Below are 24522 nucleotides of genomic sequence, written 5' to 3' on the forward strand. Positions count from 1 at the left end.
TTCCATGAACACCGTCCGTCACACCGCGGCTGGCCAGCAGCCCGCCGCGCCGCCACCTGGCTCGCATCGGGCTGAGCAGGCGGGCGCGAGCTCGATGACGCTGAAGGCCGTCAAGTTCCTCGGCCGTTACGGCACGCTGCTCGTCCTCATCCTGCTCGTCCTCGTCTTCTCCTTCCTGGACGGCAGCCGCTTCCTGTCGTTCACCAACTTCCAGAACATCCTCCTGCAGTCGACGATCTCGGTCGTGATCGCGCTCGGCCTCACGGTGGTCCTGGTGGTGGGCGAGTTCGACCTGAGCATCGGCTACACGGCCAGCCTCGCCGGCGTGCTCACGGCGGGCCTGTACGCGGGCTCCGCCGGGGGCAAACTCGGCGCCATCGGGCTGGTCATCGCCGTGGGGGCGCTGGTCGGCCTGGTGAACGGCCTCATCGTGACCAAACTGGGCGTCAACGCGCTGGTCGGCACCTTGGGCATAGGCAGCGTCGTCATGGGCGCCACCTACATCGTCACCGCCGGCGTGCCGCAGAGCCTGGACGCCTCCGGGATGGACCTGATCCAGGTCTACCTGGGCAAGCTGGGCCCGATCCCGTGGCCGATCGTCATCCTCTTCGCGGTCGCCGGGGTGCTCTGGCTGCTGCTCAACCGCACCTCGCTCGGCCTGGAGTGGCAGGCCGTCGGCGGCAACAGGACCGCCGCCGAGCTGAGCGGCATCCGCGTGCACCGGGTGGTCATCTTCGCGTTCGTCGTGTGCGGCGTCCTCGCCGCCGCCGGCGGCGTGCTGATCACCGCGAACGTCGGCAGCGGGCAGATCGCGGGCGGCCAGGGCTACCTGCTGTCCTCGTTCGCGGCGGCCTTCCTCGGCTCCGCGTGCCTGCGCGACGGCGAGTTCCACGTCGTCGGCACCGTGATCGGCGTGGTCACCGTGGCCGTCGGCTTCAACGGCATGGCGATCCACGGCGTGTCCACGTCCGCGCAGTTCATCTTCCAGGGTCTGCTGCTCATCGCGGCCGTCGGCATGAGCACCAGCGCCCGGCGCATGGTGTCCGGAAGGAGAGCAGGCCACTGATGAGCGTTCCCGAAGGCCGCAGGCTGATCGTCGGCATCGACAAGGGGACCACCGTCACCAAGGCGGCGGTCTTCGACGAGACCGGCAACGAGCTGGCCCGCGCGGCCCGCTTCATCGAGGTGCTCAGCCCTCGGCGGGGCTGGCACGAGGAAGATCCCGCGGTGAGCCTGCGCAGCACGATGGACGCGGTGGCCGAGGCGGTCGCCGCGCTGCCCGGCCGCGCCTCCGACATCGCCGTGGTGAGCGTGTCCGGTCACATGACCGGCGCCTGGCTGCTCGACGAGACCGGCCGGCCGGTGCGCAACGCGATCGCCTGGCCGGACGCGCGCACGCTGGACACGCTGACGGCTTTCGAGGCGAGCCCGCCATACGAGGAGTACCTCGACATCTCGGCCACCAGCGCGCTGCCCGGCATGACGATGCTCCTGCTCGGGCATCTGGCCAGGCACGAGCCGGACGTGATCGCCAGGACCCGCTACTTCGCCTGCGCCAAGGACTACGTCCAGTCGTTCCTGACCGGGCGCGTCGTCACCGACCCGACCGACGTGTCCCTGATGCCCGGCGACATCGCCACGGGCCGGATCTCGCCGCGGCTCATGGAGCTGGTCGGGGCGGAGGCGTTCCTCTCCCGGGCGCCGGAGGTGCGCCCGTCCGGGGAGATCATCGGTACGGTCACCCGCGAGGCGTCGCTGGCCACCGGCATCCCCGAGGGCACGCCGGTCGCCAACGGACTCGGCGACGCCATCTCCGCCATGCTCGGCACCGGGGTCGTCATGCCCGGCCAGGCCGTCTCCGTCCTGGGCACGAGCTGGCTGAACCAGATGGTCAACCGCTACCTGGACGACGACCTGCGCGGGGTCGGCTGGGTGTACCCGTCGCCCGACGGCGAGCACTGGATCAGGTGCCTGGCCCACACCGCGGGCGCGGGCACGTTCGACTGGGCCGTGCGCACGTTCTGCCGCGACCTCGCCGGCGGCGCCGCGTCCGACTTCGCCGCCGTCGAGGCCGAGGCGCTGGCGTCGGAGGAGGCCGGCCACGGCCTCACGTTCCTGCCGTACCTCTCTCCCGCCGGCGTCCAGGCGCCCTTCAAGGACGGGAACGTGCGCGGGGTGATGCTCGGCCTGGAGCACGGGACGACCCGCGGCGAAATCCTCCGCGCCGTCTACGAGGGCCAGGTGTACGCCGCCATGGACTGCTACCGGCGGCAGGGTGACGACCTGAGCCTGCTCAGGCTGACCGGCGGCGGCGCGCGCAGCCGGGTCTGGCGGCAGACCTTCAGCAACGCGCTCCAGGTGCCGGTCGAGCTGGTGACCACCAGCGAGTCGGCCGCGCTCGGCGTCGCCATCCTCGCGTCCGTGAACGTCGGCATCTGGAAGGACCTGGAGACCGCGGTGTCGGAGATGGTCCGCACCGTCGGCCGGGTCGAGCCCGACCCCCGCCTGGCCGAGCCCCACCGGGAGGCGTTCGACCGCTTCCTCCGCGCGCAGGCGGCGGCGCGCGAGCTGTTCGCCGGCTTCGGCCGCGCAGGCGACCAAGGAAAGGACTGATCGTGTACACCGCAGAACCGGCAGGGCTGGTCCGCACGGTGCTCGGTGACGTGTCACCCGAGTCCCTGGGAGCGATGCTCGTCCACGAGCACCTGCTGACGGCGCCGCCGGCCTACGCCGTCCACCGGGATCCCGACCTGGAGTTCGGCACCGCGGAGGGCGCCGCCGCCGAGGTCTCCGACTTCGTCGGGGCCGGCGGCGGCGGGCTGGTCGAGCTCACCACGGTCGACTACGGCCGCGACGTCACGGCCGCGCTGTCCGCCGCCAGGGCCACCGGCGCCCACATCGTTCAGGGCACCGGCCTCCAGAAGGGCATCTACTACCCGGCCGGCACGTCCAGGCGGACCAGCGAGGAGCTGGCCGCCGGCTTCGTCGCCGACATCCTGACGGGGTTCGGCCCGGAGAACACCAGGGCCGGCGCCATCAAGGCCGGGACCTGCTCCACCGAGGAGATGTGGGACGTGGAGCGCAAGGTCCTCACGGCGGCGGCCATCGCCGCCAAGGCGACCGGGGCGCCGATCCTGACCCACACCCAGGCGGGCCGCCTGGGCCACGAGCAGCTCGACGTCTTCGAGGCCGCCGGGCTCGACCTGGGTCAGGTGTGCGTCGGCCACCTCGACCGCAACCTCGAAGCCGACTACCTCCTCTCGCTGGCCCGCCGCGGCGCCTGGCTCGGGCTCGACCAGTGGACCAAGGACAAGTACGGCCACGACACCGACCGGGCCGCGATGGTCCGGCGCCTCGTGGACGCCGGCCACACTCGGGTGATGGTCTCCGGCGACCTCGGCCGCGGCTCCTACCAGCGCGCCTACGGCGGCTCGCCGGGGCTCGGCCCCTGCCTCGACGCCATCAGGAAGGCCCTGGGCGACGAGCTGGCCGAGCTGACCCTGGTCACCAACCCGGCCGGGTTCCTCGCCTTCAGGGAGGTCACGCGATGACGCGGGCAGTGCTCTTCGACCTCGACGGGACGCTCGTCGACTCCCGTCCCGCGATCCTGGACTGCTACCGGGCGGCGCTCGAGCCCATCCCCCAGGGCTGGGAGTCCCTGCTGGAGCTCGGCCTCGGCCGGGTGATGCGCTGGCGGATGCGCGAGGTGATGGCCGAGGTCGCGGGCGAGCGCGCCCCCGAGTGCGTGTCCCGGTACGAGCGCCACTACCTGGAGGACGGCCACCGGAAGGTCGTCCTCTACCAGGGGGCGGCCGACATGCTCGACGCGCTGCGCGGGCAGGGGCTGCGGCTCGGCATCGTGACGAACAAGGGCCGGGAGCGGACCGAGCACGACCTGCGCAACGTGCACGGCGCGCGTGACCTGCTGCCGCTGTTCGACGTGGTGGTCACCACCGAGGACACCGTCGAGCGCAAGCCGTCGCCCGAGCCGATCCTGCACGGGCTGCGCCGCGCCGGATGGTCGGCCGGCGACTGCGCCTACGTGGGCGACGGCCCGCACGACGCCGAGGCGGCCATCGCCGCCGGGACCGCGTTCGTCGGCGCCGGCTGGGGCTACTACCCGGATGAGCTCGCGTCGGCCCGGCCCGCGCTGGCCGTCGCCGCCGCCCCGGGTGATCTCGCCGGACTCCTGCCCGGCGGCCGGTGAGCGCCGCCATGGCGTCGTTCACGTTCACCCCGCTCACGCCGTCCGCCTTCCTGGAGCGGTCCGGGGCCGTCTTCCGCGACCGGATCGCGGTGATCGACGGCGCCAGGCTGCTCACGTACGGTGAGTTCCTCGATCGGGCGCGGCGGCTCACCGGGGCGCTGGCGCATCTCGGCGTCGAGCCCGGCGACCGGGTGGCGGCGCTCTGCGTCAACAGCCACGTGATGCTGGAGCTCCACAACGGGGTGCCGATGCGCGGCGCGGTGCTGGTGCCGCTCAACATCCGGCTGTCGGCCGGGGAGCTGGCGCACATCGTCGAACACTCCGGCGCGCGCGTCCTGGTCGCCACGGACGAGCTGGCCGGGCGTGCCCGCGAGGTCGCCGCCGTGACCGGGGTCCGGCTCGTCCTGGCGGGCGGCCCCGGTGACGAGTACGAAGAGCTGCTCGCCGCCGCCGAGCCCCGCCTCGCGGCCTGCGAGGACGAGCGCGGGCTGCTGGCGATCAACTACACGAGCGGCACCACGGGGCGCCCGAAGGGGGTCATGTACCACCACCGGGGCGCCTACCTGCAGACGCTGGCCATGGCGTTCCACGCCGGGCTCGGCCCCTCCAGCGCCTATCTGTGGACGCTGCCCATGTTCCACTGCGACGGCTGGTGTTTCACCTGGGCCGTCACCGCGGCCGGCGGCACCCACGTCTGCCTGCGGGCCGTGGACCCGGCCGAGATCTGGCGGCTGCTGCGTGAGGAGGACGTCTCCCATTTCAGCGCCGCGCCGACCGTACTCACCATGATCGCGAACGCGCCCGAGGCGCGGGCGGGCGCCGCGCTCGGCCGGACCGTGCGCGTGCAGACGGGCGGCGCGCCGCCGACCCCGGCCCTGCTCGCCCGCATGGCCGGGCTGCGCATGGAGGTCACCCATCTGTACGGGCTCACCGAGACGTTCGGACCGGTGGCCGTCAACCAGTGGCAGCCGCAGTGGGACGCCCTCCCCGCCGGCGGGCAGGCCGAGCTCAAGGCCCGCCAGGGCGTCGGCAACGTGATCGCGGAACAGGTGCGCGTCGTGGACGGGTCCGGGACGGACGTGCCGGCCGACGGCGAGACGGTGGGCGAGATCGTGGTCCGCGGCAACGACGTGATGCTCGGTTACTACCGCGACGAGCAGGCCACCGCCGAGGTGGACGCCGGCGGCTGGCTGCGCACCGGGGACCTGGCCGTGCGGCACCCCGACGGCTATCTGGAGATCCGCGACCGGTCCAAGGACATCATCATCTCCGGCGGCGAGAACATCGCCTCCGTCGAGGTGGAGCGGGTCCTCGACGGTCACCCGTCCGTGCTGGAGTCGGCCGTGGTCGGCGTGCCCGACGAGAAGTGGGGCCAGGTGCCCGTGGCCTTCGTCGCGCTCCGGCCGGAGGGGTCCCCGGTGAGCGAGGACGACGTCATCGCGTACGTCCGCGAGCGGATCGCCCGCTTCAAGGCGCCCAGGAAGGTGGTCTTCGGGGAGCTGCCCAAGACCTCGACGGGGAAGATCCAGAAGAACGTGCTCCGCGCGGGCGGGGAGCATCCATGAGTTCCTGCACGCCACTCCTCGTCGCGGCGGGGCCGCGCGCGCTCAAGGAGGGCATCCGCACATGACCACGACCAGGCCCGCGGCGCTGGTGACCGGCGCCTCCCGGGGCATCGGTCTCGCCATCGCCGAGCGCCTCGCCGCCGCCGGGCATGACCTGACCATCTGCGCCCGGGGTGGCGACGCGCTCGCCGCCGCGGGCGTCAGGCTCGCCGCGCTCGGGGCGGCCGTCCGCGCCGAGTCCGCGGACATGGCGGCCGAGGACGACGTGCGGGGGCTCGCCAGGGCGCACGAGGACGCGTACGGGCGGCTCGACGTGCTGGTGGTGGCGGCGGGGGTCGGCACGGCGGGGCCGGTGGACACCGCGCCCCTGCACCGGTTCGACAAGCAGTTCGCCGTCAACGTCCGGGCCCCGTACACGCTGGTGCAGGCGCTGCTGCCGACGCTCAGGGCGACCGCGGCGGCACGGCCGGACCACGGCGTGAAGATCATCATGCTGTCGTCGCTCACCGGGGCCTTCCCCGAGCCGGGCCTGGCCGCGTACGGGGCTTCGAAGGCGGCGCTCATCTCGCTGTGCCGGTCGCTGAACGCGGAGCTCTCCGCCGACGGCGTCACGGCCACCGCCATCTGCCCCGGTTACGTCGACACCGACATGTCCGCGTGGGTGCACGACCGGATCGACCCCGCCGACATGATCCGCACGGCGGACGTCGCCGAGCTGGCGATGAGCCTGACGCGGCTCTCCTCCAGGGCCGTCGTGTCGGAGCTGGTGGTCACCAGGCCCGGAGGGCAGCTCCACCGGGCCTGAAAGGATCACGCCCATGAGAGGATTTCTCCGGTTATATGGGCATGGAGGGCGAAATGTTCGCAGTTTCCTTGGGTGACGGCGCGGAACTGCGGCCGCTGGAGCCCTGGCACGCCGGGGAGTTCCTGAGCCACATCGACCGGGGCCGGGAGTTCATCGGGCGGTACGTCGGGCTCCCCGACTCCGTCACGGACCTGGATTCCAGCCTGGCGTTCCTGCGGGCGTACGCGGAGAAGGCCGCCTCCGACACCGGGCGGGTCTACGGCATCTGGGTGGACGGCGAGCTGGCCGGCGGCGTCCTGTTCAGGACGATGGACGTCCCGAAGGGCACCGCCGAGGCCGGCTGCTGGCTGGAGCCGTCGGCGGCCGGCCGGGGGCTGGTGACCAAGGCGGTGCGGGCGATCATCGACTGGGCCGTCGAGGAGCGCGGCATCCACCGTGTGGAGTGGGTGGTCTCGTCGGAGAACGCGGCCAGCATCGCCGTCGCCCGGCGGCTCGGCATGACCAAGGACGGCGTGCTGCGCGAGAGCTACCCCTACCGCGGCCGGCGGCACGACATGGAGGTCTGGTCGGTGCTGGCGCCGGAGTGGCGGGCCGGCTGGAGCGACTGATCGGCCCCGGTGGCGACGCCCTGTCCGGGATCGGCGCGGAAGTGGATCGATTCCGTTCGAGTCCGTCCGCGCCCCTGTTGGACACCTCGGCCGGGCGGCTTCTCTGGTTCCCGTCCGGCGGAACGGCCGCCGGACACCGAGGGAGGAATCCAGAGATGAACACCCGTACCCGCACCGCGTCCTCCGCCGCCAAGGGGCTCCTCGCGGGAGCGATGCTCCTGACGGGGCTGCTCGCCGGGACCCCCGCCGCGCACGCCGACCACCAGTCGTGCAGCAACCGGACCGACGTCCCCGGGGTCTGCCTGAAAGTGGTGAACGAAGGGCTGCGCGTCACCTACGCCGAGGCCTACCACGACGGCCGCACCGGCGCCTGGACCGGGCACATCGACCTGCATCGCGAAGGCCGGCACACGATCCAGCGGGGCGACCACACCCCGCCCCAGGCGGCGATCTGGAGCGGGGTGGACGACTACACCGCCGGGTCGAGGATCTGCGCGCAGGGCTGGGAGAAGGTCGGATCCGGCTGGCGTCCCAAGGGCCGCACCTGCTTCGAAGTGCGCTGATCACCGCACCTGCTTCCAAGTGCGCTGATCACCGCACACCGCCCTGAGCCCGCCCGGGTCCGGCCACGGCCGGACCCGGGCTGGGCAGGCGAAAACCCCACGAAAGTGGATCAGTTCGCCGATAAAGTGCAGCGGTGAGCGACTTGGAGGCCCTCGTCATCGCCCGGCGCCTGCGCGTCCCCGTCGACGCCCCCGCCGGCGCCGCCCCGGGCTGGGGAGAGGCCGCCGCCCGGCAGCTCGACGCCGCGCTGCTGACCGTCGGCTTCACCTGCTCGCCCGCCCTGCTCGGACGACTGTCGCAACTGCCCGGCGAGGCCGTACTGGATCTGGGCGTACGGGTCCTCGCCGCGGTCAGGACCCTGGCCGGCGACCACGTCCTCCACAACGCCTACTTCGTCGACTTCCCCGGGAACGTGCCCGACACCCTGGAGTTCTGGGCCGGCCTGCTCCGCCAGGCGCTGCTCGACCCGGTGACCGCCGAGCGCGCGCGGCCGGAGATCGTCGACCTGCTGGACTTCCCCGCGTACGGCCGCTACCAGCACACCTACGCCGACCTGCTGGCCGCGCACGCCGAGCTGGTCCCGCTGGCCTCCGACCGGGTGACGGTGCGGCCTGGAGGAGGAGACCCGCGCGCTGTTCCTCTCGATGGCCGGCTCCGAGACCCCTCTCGCCGAGGAGGACCTGGCGGCGCTGCGCCTGCTGGCCGCGAGCTGCGCCGACGAGCCGGAGCGCATCCCGGTGCGCGAGAACCGCGCCGTGCTCAACGAGGCGCGGCCGGCCGCCGGGCGACCGCCGCTGGTGGACACGGTGACCGACGTGCTCCGGCTGGCCTGCGCCCTTTCCGGCGGGGACGTCACGCTGGCCACCCCCACGCGGTTCCGGTCCTTCCGCCGCGCCGAGCGCCGCGCGCTGCTGCGGGCCCTGGACGCGGTGGCCACCCCCGCCAAGCTCGGCGACGTGCCACGCCACCGGGAGCGGTGGAAGCGGCTCGGCGAGCGGCTGCACCCGCACGAGTACCCGCTGCTGCCACGCGCTGATCCCCGCCTGATACGGTGAAGATCGCGAGGCCATGGGAGGGCTTCCTTCTCAAAACTCTTTTGGATCCAGCCTTCCCGCTCTCCTCGCCCGTACGTCGTCAGCGCGCGATGTCCCGCCGCAGCGGCGCCGCCACGGCGACGGCGGCCGCGACCAGGGCGTAGGCGACCAGCACGGCGCCGCCCGCCGCGGCCGGAAGCAGGGCCGTGGCGGAGGTGCCGGTCTGGGTGGCGACGGCCTCCGACAGATAGGTGAATCCGGTCAGCGCCGCCGTGGCGCCGCCCGGCAGGAAGGGGTAGAGCTCCTTGACGCCCGGGACGAGCATCAGCGCGGTCTCGACCATGTAGAAGTACGCCCCGACGGCGAGGAGCGCGAGCACCTGGTTGCGCAGGAGCGCGCCCACCGCCACCCCCAGCAGGGTGTAGACCGCCATGGTCAGGGCGATGCGGCCGAGCAGGACCGCGACGGTGCCTACGGGCAGCCCGAGGGTGACCCCCTTGAGCGCCGCCGCCCCGAGGAGCGCGCCGCCCGCCACGGCCGTGGCCAGCAAGCCGTAGGCGAGCCCCGCGACGGTGTAGGCCGCCAGCTTGGCGGCGAGCCACGTCCAGCGCCTGGGCGCGAACAGCGCCGTGGCGGTGATGGTCCCGTGACGGTACTCGGCGGCCACGGCGTTGGTGCCGAGCAGAGCGGGGGCGAACACGGTGAAGCCCAGCAGGCCGAGCAGGACGCGGGTGCCCTCCTCGGTTTCGAGGCCGGGCAGCGGCGGGGTGAAGTTCTCCGGGCCGACGAGCGCGGCCAGGCCGATGAGCGCCCCGCTGCCCAGCGCCGCCAGCAGGCCCCACAGCCAGAGCCTGGTGCTCGTCAGGCGCGTCCACTCCGCCGCGACCAGCGTCATCATGGGGAACCTCCGGTGAGATGCAGGAACGTCTGTTCGAGGGTGGGGCGCTCGGGGGTGATCTCGTGCAGGACCACCCCGTACGAGGCCGCCAAGGTGGCGATCTCGGCGGTGGTCAGGCCGTGGACACGCAGGACACCGGGACGCGGCTGGCCCACCTGGGTCCCGCGCTCCGCCAGCCGGGCCGCGAACAGCTCCGCCTGCGGGGAGTGGATCACCACCGCCGCGCTCCCGTACAGCTCGGCCATGGGCCGGTCGAGGACCAGCCGGCCGTCGCGGATCACCACGACGTGGTCGGCCAGATGCTCGACCTCGCCGAGCACGTGGCTGGAGACCAGGACGGTGCGGCCCTCAGCGGCCATGGCGCGCAGGAACCCGCGCAGCCAGGCGATGCCCTCGGGGTCGAGACCGTTGCCCGGCTCGTCGAGCAGCAGCACCCCGGGGTCGCCGAGCAGCGCGGTGGCGAGGTTGAGCCGCTGCCGCATGCCGGTGGACAGGGTGCGCGTGGCGCGGTCGCCGAACGCCGACACCCCGGTCAGGTCGGCGACCTCCGCGACCCGGGCCGCGCCGTGGCGGCCCATGCGGGCGTAGATCCGCAGGTGGTCGCGGGCGGTGCAGGCCGGGTGGAAGCCCGCGCCGTCCAGCACGGCGCCGACGGTCGCCGACGGCCTGGCCAGGTCGGAGTAGCGCCTGCCTGCGTAGGTGACGGTGCCGGAGCCGGGCGCGACCAGGTCGAGCATCATCCGCATGGTGGTGGTCTTGCCGGCGCCGTTGGGCCCGAGGAAGCCCGTCACGGCGCCGGGCGCGACGTCGAAGCTGAGGCCGGTGACGGCGGCGACCGGCCCGAACGTCTTCGTCAGGCCGCGCACCTCGACCTTCATGCCCGCGCCGCCGTCAGGTCGTGGTGGAGCCGCCGGGCGTCGGGGACGCCGAGGATCAGCTCGTCATAGCCGGCCACCCGGTCCTTGAGCACGACGCGCACGCCGGGGACCTCGCGCCGGGCGGCGGCCAGGCGCCGGACGCCGCCGGGGGACGTCCACGTGCCGAGCTTGACGACGCCGGAGACGAGCAGGCCCGAGTGGAAGCCGGTGAGGGCGGCGAGCGGCCGGTCGAGGTGGTGCACCTCGGCGATGGCCGCCAGCGGCACGCTCACGACGCCGGTCCTGGTGAACAGCCGCGCCCACGGGGCGAAACGCAGGGTCAGCGTGCCCTGGCCGATTTCTACGTGCATCATCTTTGTGCCTCCTCAACTATCTGTTCTATAAGTTGTATATCAGATAGACTGCGGATGTGCACCTGACCCTCGACCTCGACAGCGAGGTCCCGATCTACCAGCAGATCCGCGACCGGATCGTGGAGGCCATCGCCCGCAGGCAGGCCGGGGAAGGCGACCCGCTGCCCTCCACCCGCCAGCTCGCCGCCGACTTCGGCGTCAACTTCCATACGGTGAACAAGGCGTACGACCTGCTGCGACAGCAGGGCGTCATCCGGATCAACCGCAAGAGCGGCGCGGTCGTACGGCGGGACGCCGGCAGCGGCCCGCCCGAGGCCCCCTTCACCGAAGACTGGGAGGAACGCATGCGTGTGCTACTGGCCGAGGCCACCGTCCACGGCATGGACCGTCAGGACGTGCTGCGCCGGTGCGCGGCCATGCTGGACGGCTTCGGAGAGCCGGCATGACCCCGTTCATCGTCACCGCGCTCGTCTCCGTGCTCGTCTCCGTCGCCCTGATCACCTGCCTCATGCTGGCGCTGCCCGCGCTGGCCAGGCCGGCCCTGCCCTTCGGCGTGCGGGTGCCCGCCGACCGCGCGGGCGATCCGGCCGTGGTCGGCCAGCGGCGCCGCTTCGCCCGCCTGGTGATCGTGGTGGGCGTGGTCGCCGCCGTGATGGCCGTCCCCGTGCTGCTCGTCACGGGCTACGCGGCCGGGGTCACCGTCACGGTGTCGGCGGTGATCGTCGCGGACCTGCTGCTCTACTACCTCGCCCACCGCCGGGTCAGCGCCGCCAAGCGGGCCGGCGCGTGGTCGGCCGGGCGCCGCCAGGGCGTCACCGTCGACACCACCTTCCGCACCGATCCCGTCCGGGTGCCGTGGAAGCACGGGCTGCCCGCGCTGGGGGTCTTGCTGATCACCGGAGGCATCGGCTGGTCACGCCTCGGCGGGCTGCCCGCCACGCTGCCGCTCTACCTCGGGTTCGCCATCGACCCCGGGGAGCGCGTGGCCACGACCCCGCTGCGGGTCTTCGAGCCGCTGCTCTACCAGGTCGCGGTCCTCGTGGTCGTCGTCGCGCTGGTCGTGGTCGTGCTCCGCGCCCGTCCCGACCTCGACGCCGCCCGTCCACGGGGGTCGGCCCGCCGCTACCGCCTCTACCTGCGCGGCGTCGCGTCGATGTCGCTGCTGGCCGCCGCCTGCCTCAACCTGAGCCTGCTCGTCGGGGCGCTCCAGCTGTGGGACGTGGTCACGCCGGACATCGGCTGGCAGGTGGCCGCGTACGTGCCGCTCGTCGCGCTCCTGGCCGGCTGGGTCGGCTGGGAGATCAAGGCCGGGCAGGCCGGGCACCGCCTGCCCGGCCTGCCCGGCGAGGAGGACGAGGACTCCGGGATCGAGCAGCGCGACGACGACCGCCACTGGTTCCTGGCCGGCGCGGTCTACGCCAACCGCCGCGACCCCGCCCTGCTGGTGCACGCCCGCCTGGGGACCGGCTCGTGGACGCTCAACCTCGGGCACCCGATCGCCTGGCTCCTGCTCGGCGTCCTCGCGGTCGCTCTCCTCGTGCTCGGCGCGCTCTCGCTGTCCGGCGTCGTCGACCTGCCCCGGCGGCACAGCCTGTGGTGACGGTTTCCCCTTGGCCGGGCTGGGCAGGCGGCCAGAAAGGACCACCTGCCCAGAGAACGAACGGCACGGACACGCCCGGTCCCGACGAGCGCGTCCTGTCCCAACAGGATCTGGCCGAGGAAGGCGAGCGCAAGGGCTGGGCGCCGGCCCGTGGATGGGGGGCCACGCTTCCTGCTCGCCGGGAGCACGTTGCATACTGCAAGGAGACGCGAGGGCGGGGGTGACCGCCATGGGCCTTTCACACGAGGAACGCCAGACGCTTCAGGAGATCGAGGAGCGGCTGGCCTTCGACGATCCGGACCTCGACGCCCTCCTGTCCGGGTCCCAGCAGGGGCACGCGAAGGAGGTGCCGGTGGCCTTCTGGTGGGTGCTCGCCATCGTGGCCTACGTCGTGTTCCTGATCGGCGTGGTCATGACCGTGGCCGCCCCGCAGAACGCCTGCCAGGGCGGCGGGAGCGGCTGCGATCATCCGGCGGTCCGCACGTCCCAGACCGGCCCGTAGTCGCCGCGCGGGCAACCGTCCGGTTGCCAGGCCACGAGGAGGCAGTCATGAGGGTGAGGACGGCGGCCTGGCTCGCGGCGCTGGCCCTGGGCCTCGCAGGCTGCGGGGCCTCAACCGCCGGTGGGCCGACCACGGCCGCCACGCCACCGCCGCCGACGGCCGAACCGTCTCCCGCGCCGTGCCGCACCGCCGAGCCCGTGGTCGCCCTCGGCGACGCCGTCGATCCCCTGCCGGTCGCCTGGACGTCGGCCGAGCCGGTGAGCGACGGCCACGGCCTGCTGGTCACGTGGACGTCCGGCGTGGCGCCGTGCCGGGTGCTCGACCGGGTGGACGTCTCGTACGGGACGGACACGGTCGAGGTGACGCTGTACGAGGGCTCGGACCCGGACGTGCGCGACCCGGTGTGCGTGGAGATCGCGATCGAGAAGCAGACGCTGGTCAAGCTGCGTGAGCCCGTCGCGGGGCGCGAGATCGTCGACGGGGCGGGCCCGAGCCCTTCGTAGCGGTGAACCGCCGCTCCGGGGGCAGGGGGCGGGGATGAACAGGAAGGACGACGATCCCGACGACGAGTTCTTCGCGCCCGTGCTCCGCGAGCCGCCGCCTCCCGAGGAGGTCAGCCGCTCCGGCGTGGTGAGCGACACCGGCGTGCCCGAGGTCCCCGGCGGCGGCCGGGGAGACCGGGACGAGAGCCCGCCGCCCTCGAACGCGTCGAGCTACCGCCTGCTCGGCGCGGCGCTCGTGCTGCTCGCCGGGGTCGTGCTGGCCGTGCTGGCCCTGCTGGCCGGGATGCCGTGGCCGGCGCTCGTCCCGGCCGCCGTGGCGCTGGTAGCGGCGGGCTACCTGATCCGGGTGAGCGTACGCCGCTCCCGGTCGGGAGGCGGCCCGCCCGCCTTCGGGTAGTCAGCGGGGTTCGTCGCCGGGGTTCCCGCGCACCGGCTGGTACGTGGCCGCGCGGAACAGGAACGAGGCCCACGAGCGGTAGGGCCGCCAGTGGTCGGCCAGCTTCCGGTACGCCGCGGCGGGCGCGTCCTCGGGCAGGCCGTACACCTCGCGGAGGATCGCGAACAGGCGGGGCTCGTCGCCGGGGAAGGCGTCGGGGGCGCCGGCGCCGCGGATCAGGATCAGCCCGGCGGAGAACGGGCCCACGCCGGGCAGGGCGCGCAGCTCGGCCAGGGCCTGCTCCGGGGCGAGGGAGCGCAGGTGCTCGGCGGTGAGGACGCCGTCGAGCGCGGCGCGGGCCAGGCCGCGGATCCGCTCCTCCTTCTGCGCGGGCAGGCCGAGGCCGCCGGCCTCCAGGAGCGTCACGGGCGGCGGGAAGACGGCGTGCTCGCGGCCGTCCACGGCGACCGTCGCCCCGTACCGCTCGGCGATGCGCTGCTTGATGCGGGCGGCGATGAGCATCGACGAGCGCTGCACGATCACCGCCCAGCACGCCGCCTCCCACGGACTCCAGAAGCACACCGGCCGCAGGCCGGGGCTGCGGCGCTGCAGGTCGCCCAGCACCGGGTCGGCCTCGCCGAGCGCGGCGAACCCCGAGCCGTCCACGTCGAGGGAGAGGATGCGCGCGACCTCGCCCCGGATCCCCGCGCCGACCGGCCGCGTCGTGGCCACGGCGACCCCGCCCGGCGCGGCGGTCACGGACACGCCGATCGGCAGCCAGTCGGTCTCCGGGCAGAACCCGAACCGCAGCGCCCGCCCGTCGGAGGGCAGGGCGCTGGTCGCCGGCCAGTCCTCGACGAAGCGCAGCGAGGCGCCGAAGTCGAACGGTCCGCCGGCGATGATCGTGAATCCGAACGAGGTCATGCGCCGTATCGTAGGAGCTCGCCCGGACAGCGCCGTTAATCCGCCCTCCGAGCGCAGGTCCACCTAACAGATTTTCACCGCGCCCGGGTTTGCCCGCTCCGGTCCACGGAAGGGGCTACACGTGGCACGCATAGCGATCGTGGGCACCGGCTTCGGCGGGTACACCTGCGCGAAACTTCTGGAGCGCTGGCTCAGGCCTGGCGAGGCGGAGATCGTACTGATCACGCCGAAGGACTACACGCTGTACCTCCCGCTGCTGCCACAGGTGGCCGGCGGGGTGCTGCAGCCCCGCTCGATCGTGACGCCGCTGCACACGCGGCTGCGGCGCAGCAAGCTGCTGCCGGGCGTGGCGCACCAGGTGGACCTGGACGCCCGCGCCGTGGACGTCCTCAGGATCGACGGCGAGCCGGTGCGGGTGCCGTACGACGTGCTCGTGCTGGCCCCCGGCAGCATGACGCGGACGTTCGACATCCCGGGCCTGCAGGAGTACGCGCGCGGCATGAAGACGCTGGCCGAGGCGGTCTACCTGCGCGACCACTCGATCGCCCAGCTCGAACTGGCCGCCTCCTCCAATGACCCGGAGGAGCGGGCCGCGCGGTGCGGGTTCGTGGTGGTGGGCGCCGGCTACTCGGGCGTCGAGACGGCGGCCACGCTCCAGCTCGTCACCCGCCGGGCGATGGCCCGCTTCCCGCGGCTCGACCCCGGGCTGCTGCGCTGGACGCTGATCGACATCGCGCCCAAGGTGATGCCCGAGCTGGGCCCCGAGCTGGGCGCGGCGGCGACGCGGCTGCTGGAGGAGCGCGGGGTCGAGGTGCGACTCGGCGTCACGCTCGACCGGATCACCGTGGACACCGCGAAGCTGACCGACGGCACCACGCTGCCCTCCCGCACGGTCATCTGGACGGCGGGGGTGACGCCCAGGCCGGTGGTGTCCAGCCTCGGCACCGAGACGGTCAAGGGCCGCCTGGTCGTGGGCGCCGATCTGAGGGTGCCGGGCTGCGACGGCGTGTTCGGGCTGGGCGACGCCGCGGCGGTGCCCGACCTGACGGCCGAGCCGGGGACGCCCTGCGCGCCGACCGCGCAGCACGCCCACCGGCAGGCGAGGACCGCGGCGCGGAACGTGCTGGCGGCCCTGCGCGGCGGCAAGCTGCGTGAGTATCGTCACCGCGACCTCGGCCTGGTGGTCGACCTCGGCGGCTCGGACGCGGTGGCCAGGCCGTTCGGGATCGACCTCAAGGGGCCGCTGGCGCAGCTCGTCACCCGCGGCTATCACCTGCTGACGACGCCGTCGGGCCGCTCTCGGCTGCGCGTGAGCGGCGACTGGCTGCTCAACATGATGGCCCCCGACGACCTGATCAGGCTCGACTTCCTCAAGGACACCCCCGGCACGCTGGAGGACCTGGAGCACATGCCGATCACGCCGCGCGCGCGCCGGATCAGCGTGACCGAGGAGCCAGCGGGATCCCGACCGTGATCTCCTTGCCGAGCTTGTGGTCGCCGAGCAGGTCGAGGTCGTCGCCGCTCCAGAACCGGCCCGGGTCGTACCAGTTGGGCCTGCGGCCCGGCGGCAGCAGCCCCATCTCCTGGTAGGTGACGGCCACCACCTCGGCGCAGTAGGCGTTCTCCAGCGCCCGCTCCCCCGCGACCCGGCGCGGGCGCGGCAGCCGGCCGCCCACCCAGCGGGCCGCCAGCCTGGCGGTCGACGGGAACGGGGTGCCGTCGAGCCGGGCCACCGCGCGCAGCGCGGCGTCCTCCATCTCGCGGGTCGCCTGCGGCTCCAGCTGGCGCAGCCACGCGCGCTGGCCGTAGCGGTCGGCCCAGACCGTCACCGCGTCGCGCAGGTCGTGCAGCTGCACGCCGCGGTGGTGGGTGCCCGACCACAGGTCGAGCAGCGACTTGCCGAGCTCGGCGTGGAACATCATGGGCGGCAGGTCCTCGATGACGATCGCCATGCCCACGTGGTTGACCGGGCTGTTGGTCATGGTCTGGATGGCCCGGTCGGGGACGGTCCGGCCGCGGAAGATCCACAGGTCGCCCGTCCGGGTGAGCTCAACCGCCTCGTCGAGAGTCAGCATGGGGCTAGCCTAGGCACATGCGCTGGTGGAAGATACTCGGCCTGGCGGGGGTCGCGGGCGTCGCGGCCACGGGAGTGGCGATCGCGCGCGCCGAGCGCCGCCGCCGCGCCTACACGCCGGAGGAGATCAGGGTACGGCTGCGCGAGCGGGTCGAGGGTCAGCCCGAGGGCCGCAGGTCGTAGACGAAGACCACGTCCGGATAGGCCGGGTTGTCCACGTATCCCTGCACGCTGCCCAGGTAGGCCCGCCGGTAGTTGACCACCCACGGCATGGCCGCCGCGGCCTGCTGGTCCAGCACCCTCCTGGTGGCCCTGGCGAACGCCTGCTGCGCCGTCCGCTGGTCCGTCACGGTCAGCTCGGGCAGCGAGTCCAGCAGTTTGTCGGTGGTCGGGTCGTTCAGGTAGGAGAGGTTGAACACGGGCGGCTCGGCGCTGTGGAAGACGTTGCCGAACCACGAGTAGCCGTCGGCGTAGTCCGGCCACCAGTACATCGCGAAGATGTCCTGGCCGCCCTTCTTGCCCAGCTCCCACTGGTCGATCCAGGGCATCGCCCGGACCCTGAGCGTGACGTTCAGCGTCTTGAGGTCGCGGCGCAGCCGTTTGACCAGGACCTGCTGGTCGCTGTCACCCTCGGTGTAGGTGAGGGTGAGCCGCAGCGGCCTGCCCTGCGGCCCGTACCCCGCCTGCCGGAGCAGCTCGCCCGCGCCCGCGAGGTCCTGCCGGGGCACCCGGCCCGGCACGTGGCCGAGCAGTCCTTCCGGCACCACGCCGCTGTGCGGGCTGACGCCGCCGCGCAGCGCCCGGACCGCCCCCCGGTAGTCGACGGCCTTCTGCACCGCGCGCCGCACCCGCTGGTCGGACATGGGCCCCTCGGCGGTGTTGAACAGCAGCATTGCAGTCTGGAACGAGGGCCGCTCGGAGGTGCGCAGCCCCGGCGCGGCCTCCGCCCGGGCGAACAGCCTCGGCTCCAGCCGGCGCAGGAAGCTGACCTCGCCCTGCAGCAGGAGCTGCCAGGCGCGCCGCTGGTCGGGTATCACGCGGAACTTGACCGTGCGGTAGTGCGGCTGGTCCCAGCCTCCCCAGTAGTCGTCGTACGCCTTGAGCGTCAGCTCGGTCTCGGCCCCGTCCTTCCAGGTGTCCACCTTGTACGGCCCGGTCCCGGCGTCCCGGCCGGCCTGGAACCACTTCCCCAGGTCGGGGGCCGCCTCGGTGTCGTAGATGTAGGCCGCGTAGGCGGAGGAGGCCGCCAGGTCGAGCGGCACCGGGTAGCGCAGCGCGAACGTGAGCGTATGAGGGTCCTCGACTCTGATGGAGGAGACCGCGTCCCAGATGTAGTAGGCGCCGGCCTTGGTGGACATGGTCCGCTCGATGGACTGCTTGACGGCGGTGGCGTCCATGGGCCGCCCGGTGTGGAAGGTGACGTCCTGGCGCAGCGTGAACGTCCAGGAGCGGCCGTCGGCGGTGGTCCGCCACGAGGTGGCCAGGCGGGGTGAGCTCTTCTTGGTGACCGGGTTCCAGAGGGTGAGCGTCTCGTAGACGTTCTGCAGGGCGACGACCTCGTTGGAGTAGGACGTGCCGGGATCCAGATCCGTGACCACGTCGCCGTGCTGGACGTAGACGAACGCCGATTCCCCCAGCCGCGGCTGCCGCACCACTGCCGGTGCCGAGCACGCCGTGAGGAGCAGCACCAGCGTGGCGACCGCTGCGAGACGACGGCGCAACGCATCTCCCTCTATGACCGATCTCCTGGGAGAACCTACTAGACGATCATGGCCCGATGGCCGAAACCACCGAAAAATTGGGCAATCCGGAGATCGAATTGCTATTCTCGTGCCTTGTCCCGTCCGGGGTTGCCAGCAGGGGACCGACCGGAGTGAGGTGCCATGGGTCGTAGCCGAACGATCCGCCTGAAGATCATCGGCCTACTGCTGGTTCCGCTGGCCTCGATGGTGGTGTTGTGGGGGGTTATCACCGCCGTCACGGCGGGCGAGAGTCTGGAGCTGAGGCAGTATCAGACGCTCTGGACGAACCTGCGACACCCGGCGTACAAGCTCGGCAACGAGCTGCAGCGCGAGCGCCTCGCCTCCGTTCAGCTCCTGGGCGCCGGCGTGTCGGCCGACAGGTCGGCGCTCATCGAGCAGCGCTCACGCAGCGACAGGGCGAAGGAGGAGTTCAAGAAGTCCTCGGGCAAGTCCCGGGATACCTCGGAGGCGATCCGCAAGCAGGTGGACGCGGTGTACACGCAGCTCGACAGGCTCGACGCGGTCAGGGGAGAGATCGACACGGGCCTGTCCGACCGTCTGCGCACGGTGGAGGGGTACAACACGATCCTCGACGCCCTCTTCGACCTGCACCGGCGGGTCGGCTACATCGACGACCTGCCGATCTACGAGCAGTCCAGGATCGTCATCGACCTCGGCTACGCCAAGGAGCTGCTCACCCGCGAGCAGGCACTGGGCCTGGGCACCACCACGGTGGCCGAGCGCAGGCTGTTCACCCGGCTGGTGGGCAACCGGCGCTTCCTCATCGACCACTCGCTCGGCCAGCTGGACCCGAGCCTGCGCGAGACCCAGGTGTCGATCATCACCTCGCCCGTCTACCAGCGGATGCGGCTGATGGAGGACCAGATCGTCGCGGGCGGCTCGCCGCGCGGATGGCTGGACACCACCGAGTCTCTGGCGAAGTCTTTCCAAGAGGCCCAGATGCGCGCGAGCATGATCCTGCAGGAGCGCTCAGAGCCGGTGGCCGACGCCGGGCTCACCCGGGCGCTGCTGCTGGCCGGGACATGCTTCGCGCTGATCCTGGTCTCGATCGCGTTCTCGCTGCGGATGGGCAACCGCCTGTCCAAGGAACTGGCCAATCTCCGCGGGGCGGCGCTGGAGGTGGCCCAGGAGCGGCTGCCCGAGGTCGTCGCCAAGCTGCGGAAGGGGGAGACGGTTGACGTGCCCGAGCTCTCCGTCGCCAGCACGACCGTCGAGATCGACGACGTCGGCCAGGCCTTCTCCACGGTCCAGCAGACCGCGGTCGAGGCGGCCGTCGGCCAGGCGCAGCTGCGTGACGGCGTCGGCCACGTGTTCCGCAACCTCGCCAGGCGCAGCCAGGCGCTGCTGCACCGCCAGCGCATCCAGCTGGAGGGCATGCAGCACCGCGCCACCGACCCCGACGACCTCGACGACCTGTTCCGGCTCGACCACCTGGCCACCCGGATGCGCCGGCACGCCGAGGGCCTGATCATCCTGTCGGGCGCCACCCCCGGCCGCGGCTGGAGCAAGCCCGTGCCGATGCTGGACGTGGCCCGCGGCGCCGCCGCCGAGGTGGAGGACTACCAGCGGGTGATCGTCGACCCGATGCCGGCCCAGCGTCTGGCCGGGCCCGTGGTCGGCGACGTGATCCACCTGGTGGCCGAGCTCATCGAGAACGCCACCGTCTACTCTCCCCCGCACACCTCGGTGATCGTGCGAGGCGAGGTGGCGGCCCGCGGCTTCGCCTTCCACGTGGAGGACCGGGGGCTCGGGATGAGTGACGAGCAGCTGGCCGAGTACAACGAGCGGCTGGCCAGCCCGCCCGAGTTCGACCTGGCCGACAGCGAGCGGCTCGGTCTCTTCGTCGTTTCCCGCCTGGCCGCCAGGCATGACATTCGCGTGATGTTGCGCGATTCACCATATGGAGGGACCACCGCCATCGTGCTGATCCCGGCAGAACACGTAACAGATCCTCCGGACGAGCCGGAGGAGCCCACCGCGGCCCCGGCCCGCCCGATCCGGGTGGTGCAAGGTGAGTAGAGACGAGCGCTGGCTGGACGAGGACGCCGGTCCGATCGTCCCCGCCTACTTACTCACCCGGGGCCGGACGGTGCCCGCGAGCGAGGCCATCGACCTCATCGCCGTCATCATCACCTCCGGCGGCCTGACGCCGCCGGTCGGGCTCGGTCCCGAGCATCTGATCATCCTGCAGAAGTGCACCAAGCCGACGCGGCTGGTGGACGTCGCCGCGGAGCTGAACCTGCCCATCGGCGTGGTCCGGGTCCTCGTCGGCGACCTGCACCAGCAGAAGCTCGTCCAGGTGGAGTCGCCGCCTCCGGCGCCCGACGCCACGGTGCTCCTGGAGGTCATCGACGGGCTGAAGGCTCTCTGAGCACGTCCTCGGCCCGGTGGCAGGCGACCCGGCGCCCGTCCTGTCCCTCCTGATGCCCTCCTAGGTCCCGCAGCGCGGGCGCGCGATCGCACTCCGTCACCGCCATCGGGCAACGCGGCCGGAACGGGCAGCCCGTCTCCGCCGGCCTCACCTCCGCGCGCCCCCGCGCCACGGGCGGCTCTCCCCCCAGCTTCGGGACGGCGTCGCGCAGCGCCAGCGTGTACGGGTGAGCGGGCCTGGCGAGCAGGTCGGCCGTGGGGCCCGACTCGACCACGCGGCCCGCGAAGAGCACGTGCGAGGTGCGGCACAGCTTCCCCACCACGGCCAGGTTGTGCGTGATCAGCAGGCGTTCCGCCGCCAGCCCCGCGATCAGGTCGAGGATCCTGGCCTGGACCGTCACGTCCAGGGCGCTGGTGGGCTCGTCGAGGATGAGCAGTTTCGGGTTCACGGCGAGCGCGCGGGCGATGACCACCCGCTGGCGCTGGCCGCCGGAGAGCTGGTGCGGCCTGCGGCTCGCCAGCGCGGGGTCGAGGCCGACCTGTTCGAGCAGCTCGGGGACGCGGTGGCGGGCGTCCCGGGGCAGCGCCTCGGCTATGGAGTTGCCGACGCGCATGCGGGGGTCCAGGGCCTCGGCCTGGAAGACGGGCTGGACGTCGCCGCGGAAGCGCCTCATGTCCACTTTTTTCAGGTTCTGGTCCCCGTACAGGATATTTCCGGACATGGGGGTGAGGAGGCCGAGGAAGGCGCGCGCCAGCGTCGACTTGCCCGACCCGCTCTCTCCGATCAGGCCGACCCCGCCCCCGGTGATGTCCAGGGTGACGTCGTGGACCACGGGGGTGCGGCCGTACCCGAGCGTCACCCGCTCCGCCCTCAGCAGGCTCCCCGACGATGTCACGGCAGCGCCTCCAGCAGTTCGCGGGTGTAGGGGTGGGCCGGCTCGGCCAGCACGCGGGCGGCGGGGCCGCTCTCCACGACCTCGCCGGCGCGCATGACCAGCACCCGGTGGGCGATGGTGGAGACCAGGGCCAGGTCGTGCGAGACCAGCAGCAGCGCCAGCCCGCGCTCGGCGCAGAGCGTGCGCAGCACGGCGACCACCTCGGCCTGCACGGTCACGTCCAGCGCGCTGGTCGGCTCGTCGGCCAGGATCGCCTCCGCGCCCAGCGCGATGGCCAGCGCGATCGCGAACCGCTGCGCCTGCCCGCCGGAGACCTCGTGCGGGTAGCGGCGCAGGATGGCCGGGTCGAGCAGGACGGCCTCGACCGCCTCGGCCATGACCCGCTCCGCGTCGCCGACGCCGTGCAGCCTGAGCGCCCGGCGCATCAGCGTGCCGAGCCGGAGGGTGGGGCTGAGCGCGGCCTGCGGCGACTGCATGACGAGCGCCACCCTGGCTCCCCTGATCGCGCGCAGCTCGGCCGGCGAGGCGCTCGTCACGTCCACCCCGGCCACCCGGATCCGCCCGCCGACCTCGGCGCCCTCGGTGAGCCCGAGCAGCGCCAGCAGCGTGGTGGACTTGCCGGAGCCGCTCTCCCCCACGATCGCCACGCACTCGCCGGGGGCCACGTCCAGCTCCGGCACCCTAGCTACGACCCGCCCGCCGTAGCTCACCCGGAGGTCGCGTACCTCGATCACTTCACGATCCTCCGCGGGTCCAGCGCGTTGCGCAGCCCTTCGCCCAGCACGTTGAACGCGAACGCGGTCAGCAGGATCGCCAGCCCGGGGAAGGTGACGACCCACCAGTTCGTGGTGAACAGCGACTGCCCCTGCTCCACCATCAGCCCCCACTCCGCCGTCGGCTCCTGGGCGCCCAGCCCCAGGTACGACAGCGCCGCGGCGGTGAGGATGACCCCGCCGCCGTCGAGCGAGACCTGGACCAGGACAGGCGTCAGCGAGTTCGGCAGCACGTGCCGCAGGATGATCATGGGCGCGGGCACGCCCAGGCAGCGCGCGGCGTCCACGTACGGGCGGGTGGCGATGGAGGCGGCCATCGACGCCGACAGTCGCGCGTACCACGGCCACCAGGTGACCGCGATGGCCACGATCACGGTGGTGACGCTCGGCTGCAGCACGACCGCCAGGGCCACCGACAGCAGCAGCGCGGGGAAGGCCAGGAACACGTCCGTGATCCGCATGATCACGTCTCTGACCCAGCCGCCCGCGTACCCGGCCACGACGCCCAGCAGGACGCCCGTGGTGGCCGAGACCGCCAGCACGGTCACGGCGATGAACAGCGACGTCCGCCCGCCGTACAGCACCCGGGTGAGCACGTCGCGGCCGGCGGCGTCGGTGCCGAACCAGTGCGCGGCGTCCGGCGCCCGCAGCGCGGCGAACGGGTCCACCTCGTCCGGCGGGTAGGGGGCGAGCCAGGGCGCGAGCAGGGCGGCCAGCGCGATGAGCGCGATCAGCACCGCCCCGGCGAGTGCGAACCGGTCGGTGACCCTCGGCAGGGTGCGGCGCAGCGGCGCCGCCTCGGGCAGCGCGCTCACCGGGCCCTCGCCCTCGGGTCGACGACGCCCTGCAGCAGGTCCACCACGAGGTTGGCGAGCACGTACATCAGCGCGACCAGCAGGGTGACGCCCGCGACCGCCGGGGTGTCGGAGCTGGAGATGGCGTTGACCGCGTAGCGGCCCAGGCCGGGCCAGTTGAAGACGGCCTCGACCAGGAACCCGTTCACGATCGCGTACGCGAACACCAGCGCGATCAGCGACAGCACCGGGTTGAGCGCGGGCCGCAGCGCGAACCGGGTCAGGATGGTCGTCTCGCGGAAGCCGAGCGCCCGCTCCAGCCGGGCGTGGTCCTGCGACGCCTCCTCGATGAGCGTGGCGCGCACCATCTGCGCGATCACCCCCGCCGGGTACGCGGCCACGACCAGGGCCGGGAGCACCAGATGCGCCAGCGTGCTGGTGAGGATCGGCCAGTTGCCGGTGATGAGCGCGTCCACGACGGTGATGTTCGTCCAGAGCGTCAGCGGGCTGGTGGTGTCGAGCGCGCTGTCGTACTCCCCGGCGACCGGGAACCAGCCCAGGTTGCTGGCGAAGACCGTCTGCAGGGCCAGCGCCAGCCAGAACACCGGCAGCGACACCGCGAGCATGCTGGTCAGCCGGACCGAGAAGTCAGGGAAGCGGCCCCTGAACCGGGCGGCCAGCACGCCGACGGGGATGCCTGCCACGACGGCGATCACCAGGCCGGCCCCGACCAGCTCCAGGCTGGCCGGGAAGGCGTGGTACAGATCCTCCAGCACCGGCCGCCGGGTGTGCAGGCTGGTCTGCCAGTCGCCCGTCACCAGATCCCTGACGTAGTTGCCGAGCTGCACCCAGAGCGGGTCGTCCAGCCCGAAGCGGGCGCGCACCTCGGCGAGCTGCTCGGGCGTGGCCTTGGGCCCGGCGTAGGCGACCGCCGGATCGCCGGGCACCATCCTCGTGATCACGAAGGTGAGGGCGACCACGCCGGCCATGACCAGGAGTGCCTGGCCCAGCCGGCGGATCAGGTAGCGCGGCATC

Annotated in this window: 29 protein-coding genes; 18 read left to right on the forward strand and 11 right to left on the reverse strand. The window is 72.8% G+C overall.

Annotated elements, in window-relative coordinates; translation table 11 throughout:
- Positions 1-4: 4 nt before the first annotated feature.
- The 8 genes from ABD999_RS31350 to ABD999_RS31385 all read left to right on the forward strand — a co-directional run bounded on the left by ABD999_RS31350 (position 5) and on the right by ABD999_RS31385 (position 7748).
- Positions 5-1066 (forward strand): ABC transporter permease, encoded by a 1062-nt coding sequence (locus ABD999_RS31350; RefSeq protein ID WP_148029714.1) that lies wholly within the window; start codon positions 5-7, stop codon positions 1064-1066.
- Complete coding sequence (locus tag ABD999_RS31355) at positions 1066-2613, forward strand: FGGY-family carbohydrate kinase (RefSeq protein ID WP_271278033.1); 1548 nt, start codon at positions 1066-1068, stop codon at positions 2611-2613. The genes ABD999_RS31350 and ABD999_RS31355 overlap by 1 nt, the downstream gene beginning before the upstream one ends.
- 2 nt (positions 2614-2615) lie before the next feature.
- Positions 2616-3551, forward strand: coding sequence for a phosphotriesterase family protein (locus ABD999_RS31360; protein WP_271278034.1), 936 nt, complete (start codon positions 2616-2618; stop codon positions 3549-3551).
- A complete protein-coding gene (locus ABD999_RS31365; protein WP_271278035.1) occupies positions 3548-4207 on the forward strand; it encodes an HAD family hydrolase in 660 nt (219 codons plus the stop codon). The genes ABD999_RS31360 and ABD999_RS31365 overlap by 4 nt, the downstream gene beginning before the upstream one ends.
- Before the next feature lie 8 nt (positions 4208-4215).
- Complete coding sequence (locus tag ABD999_RS31370; protein WP_345483037.1) at positions 4216-5772, forward strand: acyl--CoA ligase family protein; 1557 nt, start codon at positions 4216-4218, stop codon at positions 5770-5772.
- 61 nt (positions 5773-5833) lie between these two features.
- The gene (locus ABD999_RS31375) at positions 5834-6577 is read left to right on the forward strand and encodes an SDR family NAD(P)-dependent oxidoreductase (RefSeq protein ID WP_271278619.1); all 744 of its coding nucleotides are present in this window, start codon (positions 5834-5836) and stop codon (positions 6575-6577) included.
- Between the two features lie 53 nt (positions 6578-6630).
- The gene (locus ABD999_RS31380) at positions 6631-7185 is read left to right on the forward strand and encodes a GNAT family N-acetyltransferase (RefSeq protein WP_271278618.1); all 555 of its coding nucleotides are present in this window, start codon (positions 6631-6633) and stop codon (positions 7183-7185) included.
- A gap of 155 nt (positions 7186-7340) precedes the next feature.
- Positions 7341-7748: a hypothetical protein gene (locus tag ABD999_RS31385; RefSeq protein WP_271278617.1), complete on the forward strand. Its 408-nt coding sequence runs from the start codon at positions 7341-7343 to the stop codon at positions 7746-7748.
- Positions 7749-7858: 110 nt separating this feature from the next.
- On the opposite strand, the gene ABD999_RS31390 is transcribed toward ABD999_RS31385, so the two are convergent.
- Positions 7859-8317 carry a hypothetical protein gene (locus tag ABD999_RS31390; protein WP_345483038.1) on the reverse strand — a complete coding sequence of 153 codons (459 nt, stop codon included), beginning with the start codon at positions 8315-8317 and terminating at the stop codon, positions 7859-7861.
- Positions 8318-8393: 76 nt separating this feature from the next.
- Between ABD999_RS31390 and ABD999_RS31395 the strand changes: the two genes are divergently transcribed.
- Entirely contained in the window at positions 8394-8804 is a 411-nt protein-coding gene (locus ABD999_RS31395) for a hypothetical protein (protein ID WP_271278615.1), read from the forward strand.
- Positions 8805-8883: 79 nt separating this feature from the next.
- On the opposite strand, the gene ABD999_RS31400 is transcribed toward ABD999_RS31395, so the two are convergent.
- Genes ABD999_RS31400 through ABD999_RS31410 form a run of 3 tightly spaced genes read right to left on the reverse strand, consistent with a single transcriptional unit; the run spans position 8884 to position 10912 of the window.
- Positions 8884-9681, reverse strand: coding sequence for an ABC transporter permease (locus ABD999_RS31400; protein ID WP_271278614.1), 798 nt, complete (start codon positions 9679-9681; stop codon positions 8884-8886).
- Positions 9678-10559: an ABC transporter ATP-binding protein gene (locus tag ABD999_RS31405; protein ID WP_271278613.1), complete on the reverse strand. Its 882-nt coding sequence runs from the start codon at positions 10557-10559 to the stop codon at positions 9678-9680. The genes ABD999_RS31400 and ABD999_RS31405 overlap by 4 nt, the downstream gene beginning before the upstream one ends.
- The gene (locus ABD999_RS31410; protein ID WP_271278612.1) at positions 10556-10912 is read right to left on the reverse strand and encodes a hypothetical protein; all 357 of its coding nucleotides are present in this window, start codon (positions 10910-10912) and stop codon (positions 10556-10558) included. The genes ABD999_RS31405 and ABD999_RS31410 overlap by 4 nt, the downstream gene beginning before the upstream one ends.
- Before the next feature lie 56 nt (positions 10913-10968).
- On the opposite strand from ABD999_RS31410, the gene ABD999_RS31415 reads away from it, so the two are divergent.
- From ABD999_RS31415 to ABD999_RS31435, 5 genes are all read left to right on the forward strand, one after another.
- A complete protein-coding gene (locus tag ABD999_RS31415) occupies positions 10969-11358 on the forward strand; it encodes a GntR family transcriptional regulator (RefSeq protein WP_148029703.1) in 390 nt (129 codons plus the stop codon).
- Positions 11355-12512 (forward strand): DUF1648 domain-containing protein, encoded by a 1158-nt coding sequence (locus ABD999_RS31420; RefSeq protein WP_271278611.1) that lies wholly within the window; start codon positions 11355-11357, stop codon positions 12510-12512. Before ABD999_RS31415 ends, ABD999_RS31420 begins: the two co-directional genes overlap by 4 nt.
- A 229-nt stretch (positions 12513-12741) precedes the next feature.
- Positions 12742-13014, forward strand: a complete 273-nt coding sequence (locus ABD999_RS31425; protein ID WP_187280983.1) for a DUF3040 domain-containing protein — start codon at positions 12742-12744, stop codon at positions 13012-13014.
- 47 nt (positions 13015-13061) lie between these two features.
- Positions 13062-13517 carry a hypothetical protein gene (locus ABD999_RS31430; RefSeq protein WP_271278610.1) on the forward strand — a complete coding sequence of 152 codons (456 nt, stop codon included), beginning with the start codon at positions 13062-13064 and terminating at the stop codon, positions 13515-13517.
- Positions 13518-13551: 34 nt separating this feature from the next.
- On the forward strand, positions 13552-13914 hold the full coding sequence (locus ABD999_RS31435) for a hypothetical protein (RefSeq protein WP_271278609.1): 363 nt from the start codon (positions 13552-13554) through the stop codon (positions 13912-13914).
- Here ABD999_RS31435 and ABD999_RS31440 read toward each other — a convergent pair whose 3' ends face one another.
- On the reverse strand, positions 13915-14817 hold the full coding sequence (locus ABD999_RS31440) for a DNA-3-methyladenine glycosylase family protein (RefSeq protein ID WP_271278608.1): 903 nt from the start codon (positions 14815-14817) through the stop codon (positions 13915-13917). It lies immediately after the preceding gene.
- A gap of 121 nt (positions 14818-14938) precedes the next feature.
- Between ABD999_RS31440 and ABD999_RS31445 the strand changes: the two genes are divergently transcribed.
- The gene (locus ABD999_RS31445) at positions 14939-16291 is read left to right on the forward strand and encodes an NAD(P)/FAD-dependent oxidoreductase (RefSeq protein WP_271278607.1); all 1353 of its coding nucleotides are present in this window, start codon (positions 14939-14941) and stop codon (positions 16289-16291) included.
- Here ABD999_RS31445 and ABD999_RS31450 read toward each other — a convergent pair.
- Entirely contained in the window at positions 16254-16892 is a 639-nt protein-coding gene (locus ABD999_RS31450) for a hypothetical protein (protein WP_219543847.1), read from the reverse strand. The two genes, ABD999_RS31445 and ABD999_RS31450, sit on opposite strands and share 38 nt — an antisense overlap.
- Before the next feature lie 17 nt (positions 16893-16909).
- On the opposite strand from ABD999_RS31450, the gene ABD999_RS31455 reads away from it, so the two are divergent.
- A complete protein-coding gene (locus tag ABD999_RS31455) occupies positions 16910-17074 on the forward strand; it encodes a hypothetical protein (protein WP_187280982.1) in 165 nt (54 codons plus the stop codon).
- Here the strand turns inward: ABD999_RS31455 and ABD999_RS31460 are convergent.
- Entirely contained in the window at positions 17050-18612 is a 1563-nt protein-coding gene (locus ABD999_RS31460) for an ABC transporter substrate-binding protein (RefSeq protein ID WP_271278606.1), read from the reverse strand. The genes ABD999_RS31455 and ABD999_RS31460 overlap by 25 nt on opposite strands.
- Before the next feature lie 162 nt (positions 18613-18774).
- Here ABD999_RS31460 and ABD999_RS31465 point away from each other — a divergent pair, with 162 nt between their 5' ends.
- Both ABD999_RS31465 and ABD999_RS31470 read left to right on the forward strand, forming a co-directional pair.
- Complete coding sequence (locus ABD999_RS31465) at positions 18775-20673, forward strand: sensor histidine kinase (RefSeq protein WP_261808352.1); 1899 nt, start codon at positions 18775-18777, stop codon at positions 20671-20673.
- Positions 20666-21025 carry a DUF742 domain-containing protein gene (locus ABD999_RS31470; protein ID WP_148029695.1) on the forward strand — a complete coding sequence of 120 codons (360 nt, stop codon included), beginning with the start codon at positions 20666-20668 and terminating at the stop codon, positions 21023-21025. The genes ABD999_RS31465 and ABD999_RS31470 overlap by 8 nt, the downstream gene beginning before the upstream one ends.
- Here the strand turns inward: ABD999_RS31470 and ABD999_RS31475 are convergent.
- From ABD999_RS31475 to ABD999_RS31490, 4 genes are read right to left on the reverse strand one after another with little or no spacing between them, the layout of a single operon-like run.
- Positions 21000-21920, reverse strand: a complete 921-nt coding sequence (locus tag ABD999_RS31475; protein ID WP_271278605.1) for an ABC transporter ATP-binding protein — start codon at positions 21918-21920, stop codon at positions 21000-21002. The two genes, ABD999_RS31470 and ABD999_RS31475, sit on opposite strands and share 26 nt — an antisense overlap.
- Positions 21917-22654: an ATP-binding cassette domain-containing protein gene (locus ABD999_RS31480; protein ID WP_271278604.1), complete on the reverse strand. Its 738-nt coding sequence runs from the start codon at positions 22652-22654 to the stop codon at positions 21917-21919. The genes ABD999_RS31475 and ABD999_RS31480 overlap by 4 nt, the downstream gene beginning before the upstream one ends.
- Positions 22651-23508, reverse strand: coding sequence for an ABC transporter permease (locus ABD999_RS31485; RefSeq protein ID WP_271278603.1), 858 nt, complete (start codon positions 23506-23508; stop codon positions 22651-22653). The genes ABD999_RS31480 and ABD999_RS31485 overlap by 4 nt, the downstream gene beginning before the upstream one ends.
- Complete coding sequence (locus ABD999_RS31490; protein ID WP_148029692.1) at positions 23505-24521, reverse strand: ABC transporter permease; 1017 nt, start codon at positions 24519-24521, stop codon at positions 23505-23507. Before ABD999_RS31490 ends, ABD999_RS31485 begins: the two co-directional genes overlap by 4 nt.
- Position 24522: the final 1 nt, after the last annotated feature.

It is taken from the genome of Nonomuraea ferruginea (genome assembly GCF_039540635.1).
In the GTDB taxonomy this organism is placed as follows: Bacteria; Actinomycetota; Actinomycetes; order Streptosporangiales; family Streptosporangiaceae; genus Nonomuraea; species Nonomuraea ferruginea.